The following is a 1036-nucleotide window of genomic DNA, read 5'->3' on the forward strand; positions in this document are numbered from 1 at the left end:
TTTGTTGCATAAACATTCAAAAGCTGAGTTTTCCCCAATCCATTCAAATTTAAGTGACAACTTGGGTGTGAGGTCTACCTAATTCCGTAAATCTATTCAGAACTGCCACACGCGCATGAACTTCATTGACCTGACTTTGAAAATGTCTTGCCGTCAGCTTATCTCCTAATAATTTGATGCAATGCATCTTGGTTTCCACCAAACTGCGACGGTGATAGCCCGACCATTTTTTCCATAGGGTTCTGCCTAAATGCTTAACCGTTTGAAGTAACTCATTTCGTTCTATTGAACTGATTTTAGAATCTTTCCAGGGCTTGGCATTCTTCCTGGGTGGAATTACTGCATGTGCTTGACGATCTGAAATCACTTGTCTGCAGCACTTCGTGTCGTACGCCCCATCGGTATAGACAGAATCTATTCGCTCATTTGGTGGGATTTGATCCAGTAAATCACCTAGTACTTGTGAATCACTGACATTATTTGTCGTAAGCTGAACGGCACGTATTTGCAGTGTTTCAGCATCTATACCAATATGCAGTTTACGCCATTGCCGACGGTATTCAGGCTGATGTTTCTTACGCTTCCATTCACCTTCACCTAAAAATTTTAAACCCGTAGAGTCGACGAGTAGGTGTAACCCATCACGACTTTTCTGATAGCTTATCGCAATATCAATATGCTTTTGTCGTCTACAGAGGGTGGAGTACGAATATCACTGATATTCGGGGCTGCTCAGCCACAGAGTTTAATCAGGCTTTGAGCAAAGCCAGTGACCATACGTAAAGAAAGACGGAATAGAGATTTGATCATTAAACAGCATTGAATCGCTGTATCGGAATAAGTTTGATTTCGTCCGTGCTTGCCTTGTGGTTGTGCATACCATTGGGTCTTAGGATCAAACCAGATTGAAATATTTCCTCGCTTGATTAAAGCTTGGTTATACGAGGACCAATTGGTTGTACGGTAAGTTTTAGGTGCAGGCTTCTTCATCTGGAAATTATATTGCTAAAGAAGCCCTCAAGAATAGCTTTGTGCA

The 1036-nt window shown here is 41.7% G+C and carries 1 pseudogene; it reads right to left on the reverse strand.

What is annotated here, in order from left to right:
• Nucleotides 1-49 precede the first annotated feature (49 nt).
• Nucleotides 50-990: pseudogene (locus tag H9629_RS15290) on the reverse strand (IS5 family transposase).
• Between the last annotated feature and the right edge of the window lie 46 nt (nt 991-1036).

Origin of the sequence: Acinetobacter pecorum (assembly GCF_014837015.1) — a bacterium.
Lineage (GTDB): Bacteria > Pseudomonadota > Gammaproteobacteria > Pseudomonadales > Moraxellaceae > Acinetobacter > Acinetobacter pecorum.